Annotated in this window: 7 protein-coding genes; 5 read left to right on the forward strand and 2 right to left on the reverse strand. The window is 50.9% G+C overall.

Annotated elements, in window-relative coordinates:
- The first annotated feature begins 8 nt into the window (after positions 1 to 8).
- Together F5984_RS18945 and F5984_RS18950 are read left to right on the forward strand one after the other, a co-directional pair.
- Positions 9 to 719 carry an aspartyl/asparaginyl beta-hydroxylase domain-containing protein gene (locus F5984_RS18945; RefSeq protein WP_152125796.1) on the forward strand — a complete coding sequence of 237 codons (711 nt, stop codon included), beginning with the start codon at positions 9 to 11 and terminating at the stop codon, positions 717 to 719.
- Positions 719 to 1,711 carry a PI-PLC domain-containing protein gene (locus F5984_RS18950; RefSeq protein WP_152125797.1) on the forward strand — a complete coding sequence of 331 codons (993 nt, stop codon included), beginning with the start codon at positions 719 to 721 and terminating at the stop codon, positions 1,709 to 1,711. The genes F5984_RS18945 and F5984_RS18950 overlap by 1 nt, the downstream gene beginning before the upstream one ends.
- 58 nt (positions 1,712 to 1,769) lie before the next feature.
- Here F5984_RS18950 and F5984_RS18955 read toward each other — a convergent pair whose 3' ends face one another.
- The gene (locus F5984_RS18955; RefSeq protein WP_152125798.1) at positions 1,770 to 3,077 is read right to left on the reverse strand and encodes a Gfo/Idh/MocA family protein; all 1,308 of its coding nucleotides are present in this window, start codon (positions 3,075 to 3,077) and stop codon (positions 1,770 to 1,772) included.
- Positions 3,078 to 4,052: 975 nt separating this feature from the next.
- Here F5984_RS18955 and F5984_RS18960 point away from each other — a divergent pair.
- The 3 genes from F5984_RS18960 to F5984_RS18970 all read left to right on the forward strand — a co-directional run bounded on the left by F5984_RS18960 (position 4,053) and on the right by F5984_RS18970 (position 6,288).
- On the forward strand, positions 4,053 to 4,385 hold the full coding sequence (locus F5984_RS18960) for a hypothetical protein (protein WP_152125799.1): 333 nt from the start codon (positions 4,053 to 4,055) through the stop codon (positions 4,383 to 4,385).
- Positions 4,382 to 5,215: a hypothetical protein gene (locus tag F5984_RS18965; protein ID WP_185155569.1), complete on the forward strand. Its 834-nt coding sequence runs from the start codon at positions 4,382 to 4,384 to the stop codon at positions 5,213 to 5,215. The genes F5984_RS18960 and F5984_RS18965 overlap by 4 nt, the downstream gene beginning before the upstream one ends.
- Before the next feature lie 362 nt (positions 5,216 to 5,577).
- Entirely contained in the window at positions 5,578 to 6,288 is a 711-nt protein-coding gene (locus tag F5984_RS18970; RefSeq protein WP_152125801.1) for a hypothetical protein, read from the forward strand.
- An 18-nt stretch (positions 6,289 to 6,306) separates the two neighbouring features.
- Here the strand turns inward: F5984_RS18970 and F5984_RS27025 are convergent.
- Positions 6,307 to 6,394: integrase core domain-containing protein (locus tag F5984_RS27025; protein ID WP_152125806.1), on the reverse strand; the 88-nt coding region annotated here is incomplete at its 5' end.

Consider the following 6,394-nt stretch of genomic DNA (forward strand, 5'->3'; position numbering starts at 1 on the left):
CTACCCCGATGAATAACCGTTTCTTTCAACTTTCTTTTCCGCTCGATCCGCAGCGGCTCCGGGCCGATTTGGCAAGTTGCCAACAGGCCCACTGGACCCTCCATTTCAACACGGCCGATTATCAGGGTAACTGGACCAGCCTAGCGCTTCGGTCGGCTTCGGGAAGCGAAACCGACATTTTCGCGCATGGCGAGCGGATGGACTATCAACATACCCCGCTGCTCGATCATTGCCCGTATTTCCGCGAAATTCTGGAGCAGTTGCCCTTTGAGCAACAAACCGTACGGCTGCTGTCGCTGAGTCCGGGTAGCCATATTCGGGAGCATACCGACCGGCAGCTGGGCTACGAATTTGACTGTTTCCGTATTCACATTCCGCTACAAACCGGTGCCGACGTGCAGTTTCGGGTCGATGGGGTCGATTTGCCCATGCAGGTAGGTGAGTGCTGGTACGCCAACTTTAGCCTGCCCCATAGTGTGTACAACGGCGGTACCGTTGACCGGATTCACTTGGTGATCGACGGGTTGCGCAATGCCTGGACCGATGCGTGGTTTGGGCAGGCAGGCTACGATTTCGAGTACGAGGCCCGCCAACGGGATTATTCGCTCGATACCAAACGGCGCATGATTGCCGAGCTGGAGCGGCAGGATACCGACATTGCCCGGCAGTTGGTGGCTCAGTTACGGCAGGAACTGGCGCAAAACACACTCGCGTCGTGATGGAAAAACACCCACTTTGGGGCTGGATTCCGACGGCGCTTGTGCCTAACTCGCCCGAACTGGGTTGCCGGTGGCAATGGGTGGGGGCACAGCCGTTCGATGCCCCGTTTTTCGACGAAACGCTTAGCCGGTGCATGAGTGAGCCCCAAAATTCGGGGCGTTACCAAACCCTAAGCACGCTCGACGGTCTGGTAGAAATGGCACAGGACCTACCGGCCGTAGAGCCCACAGCGTTTATTTTCCACGTTTCGCGGTGTGGGTCAACGTTGCTCTCGCAACTGCTCTGCCTCGACGAATCGAATATTGTGTTGTCGGAAATGCCGCTTCTCGATGAGCTGTTGCAGTTGCCGAAACGCCATCCGCAGCTCACTCCCGAACAGCAGGAGACGTACATCCGGGCGGTACTTACGCTGGTGGGGCAGCCACGCACCGGCCACGAAAAACAGCTGTTTGTGAAGCTCGACAGTTGGCATGCGTACTACTACGACCTCATTCGCCGGTTTTTCCCAACCACGCCCATTGTGTTGTTGTACCGGTCGCCGGAGGCCGTGATTGCCTCGCAACGCAAACACCGGGGGATGCATGCCGTGCCGGCTTTGTTGCCGCCTTATCTATTTGGGTTAAAGCCCGATGAGGTCGAAATGCTCAACTTTGATGCCTACATGGCGCAGGTGCTGACGTACTATTACGCCCGGTTCGGAACCATTGCCGATACCGACCCGCGGGCGTTTCTGTTGGCGTATCAGCCCGACGGTACGGCCCTGATGCGCGACCTGGCGCAACATCTGAACCTATCCATCGGGGAGGCTGGCTGGCAGGCTATTGAGGAGCGCAGCCGCTACCACGCCAAACGCGGAGGTCAGGTATTCAGCGAAGAGGCCGTACGCGAACCCGACCCGCCGTACCTTGAACGGCCGCGTGCCCTGTTTGAGCAACTCGAAAGCCGCCGGGTAAACCGGGCAGGGGTGCCAAACGGGATAACCGCCCCCTAAAACGACAGCCGCCGGGGCCAACGCGTTGGCCCCGGCGGCTGTTTTTGAATAACGGTGACTATACCGGGTATTGCCATTCGCCCCGGTACGCCCGGCCCAGGAGTGCGTTGGCCTCGGCGTCGCCCGCAATCTGGTTGCCATCCCACGACACACTCCGGCCCAGTTTGAGCGAGAGCATCCCCAGCAGGGCCATATTCGTCGACCGTTGGCCGATTTCAATGTCGCTGACCGGCAGCTTGTTTGTTTTGATGCTTTGCAGAAAGTTGGCCCACAGCAAAGCGATGTTCTGATCGTCGGGTTTGTCGAGCTGCGCATCCTGATGGATGGTCGGCTTTTTGGGATCGGCGGGGTAAAACGTCCAGCCATCGAGCCAGCCCATGTGGAAGGTGCCCTCGGTGCCGTAGAAATACACCCCAACGGCCTGTTGCGGATGGGTTTTTTCGGCCATGTTACCCCCAAAGGTGCGGTGTTCCCAGACGGCCGTAAAGTCCTCAAATTCAAACGTCGATACCTGATGGTCGGGTGCGTCGGTGCTGTCCTGTTTGATAGACCGGCCTCCGGTGGAGTACACTTTGCGCGGGTGTTTTTCCTCGGTCCACCACAAAATCTGATCGAGCCAGTGAATGCCCCAGTCGCCGAGGGTGCCGTTGGCATAGTCGAGGAAGTTACGCCAGCCGCGCGGGTGCATGGCCGGGTTATAGTCGCGCAGCGGGGCCGGGCCGCACCACATATTCCAGTCCAGTTCGGGCGGAGCTTCGGTATTGGCCGTAGGCTTGCCCGGCCCACCGCCGTAGTGTACAAACGCCCGGGCCATCCCGATTTTACCAACCTTGCCCGACTTCAGAAACTCCATCCCCGACACGTTGTGGGGCGAAATGCGCCGGTGTGTTCCTACCTGACAGATGCGCCCCGTTTGGCGGGCGGCCCGGACCATAGCCTTGCCCTCGTTGATGGTGTGGCTGATGGGTTTTTCGACGTACACGTGCGCCCCGGCCTTCATGGCCGCAATCGCCACCAGTGGGTGCCAGTGGTCGGGGGTAGCTACAATCACGATTTCGGGCTTCTCGGCGGCCAGCATCTCGCGGTAATCCTTGTAGAGTTTGGGCGAGTCGGTGGTGAGTTTAGCCAGTTCGTCGCTTGTTTTTTTGAGCTGCCGGGTGTCTACATCGCAGAGCGCCACAATTTTCGACTCGCCAGCCTGCACGGCACAGCGCATGATGTTGCCGCCCCACCAGCCCGCGCCTACTACGGCCGTGCGGTACTTCTGTGCTTTTTTGGGCGTGATAAATGCCCGAACCTCCAGCGGGTCGGTGATGAGTGAGGCTCCGGCAAGAGCTGATGTTTTGAGGAAATCGGTACGGTTCATCGGGCGCGATAAAAGACGGGAAAAGAATGCCAGACTGGTAGTTGAAACCACTCTGATAAAGGAGCCGCGCGCGGTAGGCTACTGATGCGCACATTGGCCAACCCGACGCTTTTGGAGGCCACGTAGAATAAGACTGATTCTGCTTCGACAATGCCAGATGAGCCAGCTTACGTGTTGCTCAAGGGCCCTAACCGGCACCAGATTTGTGAAAATGGAGCATCTAACTTTTTAAGAACGTTCAGAAGTCAGAGAGGCAATATTGATAAAGCTATATTGACAATTCTAAAGGAAAGTGGGCAGTCTTCAAACAGATTACACCTAACCATATCAACAGGGCAGACTATTACTATTCTAGCAATGCCATGAAACTAAAATTTCGAGAAAATGAGCTAGAGCTTGTACCACATAGGTACAATTATCTGTATTCCTATCTCATCCGATTTGCAAGTAAAAATCATGTTGAGATAAACTGGGACAAAGAGGAGATCGTCATCTCTAACGAGATGCTTCTAACTTTTGCAAGTTGTGTTCGGATAGCACTATCAGAATTACTGACTGATTGTTATGTTGAACCCAATCATAAACAAAGGTCAAAATACTCAAGCCGTTACCAAAAAATTGAATTTGAGGGTCAAAAATATATTCTCAATTATAGAACAGATTCAGTTGGAATAATTGGTTACGGATTGTTCTATATTCTATCTGTGATTGATTCTGGTTAATTTTTACCCTACCTGCCCCGTTCCGGCCTGAAGGTAGATAGTATTGCCACCCTCGACACCACCGCCACGGTGTACAACTTTGAGGTGGCCTGTCCTTAACCCTTAAAAGTGAGCCAGTGAAAAGTAGGGTAGAAAACTTAACTTTCACTGGCTCACTTTTAAGGGTTAAGGATACTATCTCACGGCCGATAAAGCCACTCACATCCGCACCGGCCGCAACACCCTGTCCGCCCTGCCCTCAGGCAAGTGAGCTATGAACCTGCTCCTAAGCCTGACCCTATCCGCCCAGGCCCCATATTTCACCCCACTCTCGGCGAATTTAGCTGATGATTTAGACGACATTCATATTTGCGAGTGTAAACAAATGACTGCCGAACTGAGTGAGCTTACAGATGGTACTGCACAGATGTCAAAGGATTGGATTGAAAGTCGAATTGTAAGAATGGTAAATGGCTCTAAACAGTCAATAGCGAACTTAGGGCTTTTACTTCAGGAAGTTATTTTAAGAAGACAAGCGAACTATACAAAGTCATTGTTAGGTGTTCATAAAGACCAAAAATCAATATGCGTAGTGCGGCTACAGTGAAACAAGAACACATTCAAACTATTGAATGGCTGTTTAATATGTCGAAAGAAATGAGGGACGAGGAGAGAATTTTATCTCGTAACATGCCCTCGAAAGATTTAAGAGAAGTAAGAGCTGGAAGTGATATTTCCGCACTAAGGTACAATTTGCAGACGAAGTATATTCCCAAGGTTCTTTTTATCGACGACGACTTTGATCAGACAAAAAAACTCTGCTATGACATAGCTAAGTTGGTTGAAGTAGAGCATTGGGCTCACCAACACAGTCTGATATATCCTTTAGTGGCCTCCATTGATGACCACTTACGTGCATCATACATCCTTTTCTCGGACCACCGTCCGCTGATTCGCAAGTTTTTAGACTTTGATTATGCCATGTATGGCGATACAGAGCAGGATATTCGTACCCGCTGGCGACAGGTAGAACGAGGAGTAGCCATTTATGGCTATTCAATGTATAGTTTGGCCAACGGTGACTTTGAGCGTGTACAGCGGTGTATTGAAGTGGCTACCAGACTTTATCACAAAGGTGAGCATAAAGCCAACCACTTAGATCTGCATATAGAGGTCTGGCAAGCCATCGAACAACGAGACAAAACTCGTTTACAAAGAGGTATTCTGACGCTCATAAAAAAAGCCCATAAGGGAATGAATGTGGACAATCGCTTTGAGGCTTGCTTCATATCCAGCCCAGCAGTGGGATACCTAAAAGCAGCCTGGTTATTAGGTCTGGAAGTCGAAGTGGACCATAAATACATTCCAATGGAAATGATGCCTTATGCTCCTCTGCCCAGTTACGAAAAACGCTATTGGTTCTTACTCGAAGATTAAAAAGATAGGGCCTATATTACCGCCAAAACCATCCAACGAACACTACCCTCCATTCTCCTGTTCCTAAGCCTGATCCTATCCGCCCAGGCCCCATATTTCACCCCACTCTCGGCGAGTTTAGCTGATGATTTAGACGATATTCATATCTGCGAGTGTAAGCAGATGACGGCTGAACTAAATGAACTTAAAAGCACTATTCCACAAATGTCTGATGCTTGGGTTCTTAGCCGAATCGACGCAATGTTGAATGATTTGAAACAGACAACTAGAAACTTAGGTGCTTTATTACAAAGGGCTATAGTTGAACAGACCAAATCCTATACCAAATCACTCTTGGGAGTTCATAAAAAAGAGAAACTCATATGCGTAGTCAAATTACGGTAGAACCTTGGCGAATCGATGCCATAAGGCAGCGTATGATTTACGAGGTAGAACTTAAAGGTGAGCAAACTATTTTAAGCCGCTGCTTATCTGGGAGAGAAGTAGAGAATGTCCGTAGCGATAAGGATATTCTCTCTTTACGTGAGTTACTCCAACAGACGTACCTCCGAAATGTTCTGTATCTAGATGATAACTACGATCAGACAAAGAAACTCTGCTATGACATAGCTAAGTTGGTTGAAGTTGAACATTGGGCTCACCAACACAGCCTGACATATCCTTTAGTGGCCTCCATTGACAACCACTTACGGGCTTCGTATATCCTTTTCTCGGACCACCGTCCGCTGATTCGCAAGTTTTTAGACTTTGATTATGCCATGTATGGCGATACAGAGCAGGATATTCGTACCCGCTGGCGACAGGTAGAACGAGGAGTAGCCATTTATGGCTATTCAATGTATAGTTTGGCCAACGGTGAGTTTGAGCGTGTACAGCGGTGTATCGAAGTGGCTACCAGACTTTATCACAAAGGTGAGCATAAAGCCAACCACTTAGACGTGCATATAGAGGTCTGGCAAGCTATTGAACAACGAGACAAAACTCGTTTACAGAGAGGTATTCTGACGCTTATAAAAAAAGCCCATAAGGGAATGAATGTGGATAACCGCTTTTGTCTTTGCCCCCTTTCGTGAGCCAGTTTGCACTGGAGTTTAAGCCGCCTGTCGGTACTCGACAGGTGTCATGAACCTCAAGGCCTGGTGAGGGCGTTCCGTGTTGTATTCGACCAACCATTCATCC

The organism is Rudanella paleaurantiibacter (assembly GCF_009184635.1).
In the GTDB taxonomy this organism is placed as follows: Bacteria; Bacteroidota; Bacteroidia; order Cytophagales; family Spirosomataceae; genus Rudanella; species Rudanella paleaurantiibacter.

Bases quoted from the DNA above. Each gene is read 5' to 3' on its own strand.
- F5984_RS18970 (WP_152125801.1), top strand. From the start codon at position 5,578: ATGCGTAGTCAAATTACGGTAGAACCTTGGCGAATCGATGCCATAAGG.
- F5984_RS18945 (WP_152125796.1), top strand. From the start codon at position 9: ATGAATAACCGTTTCTTTCAACTTTCTTTTCCGCTCGATCCGCAGCGG.
- F5984_RS18955 (WP_152125798.1), bottom strand. From the start codon at position 3,077: ATGAACCGTACCGATTTCCTCAAAACATCAGCTCTTGCCGGAGCCTCA.
- F5984_RS18960 (WP_152125799.1), top strand. From the start codon at position 4,053: ATGAACCTGCTCCTAAGCCTGACCCTATCCGCCCAGGCCCCATATTTC.
- F5984_RS18950 (WP_152125797.1), top strand. From the start codon at position 719: ATGGAAAAACACCCACTTTGGGGCTGGATTCCGACGGCGCTTGTGCCT.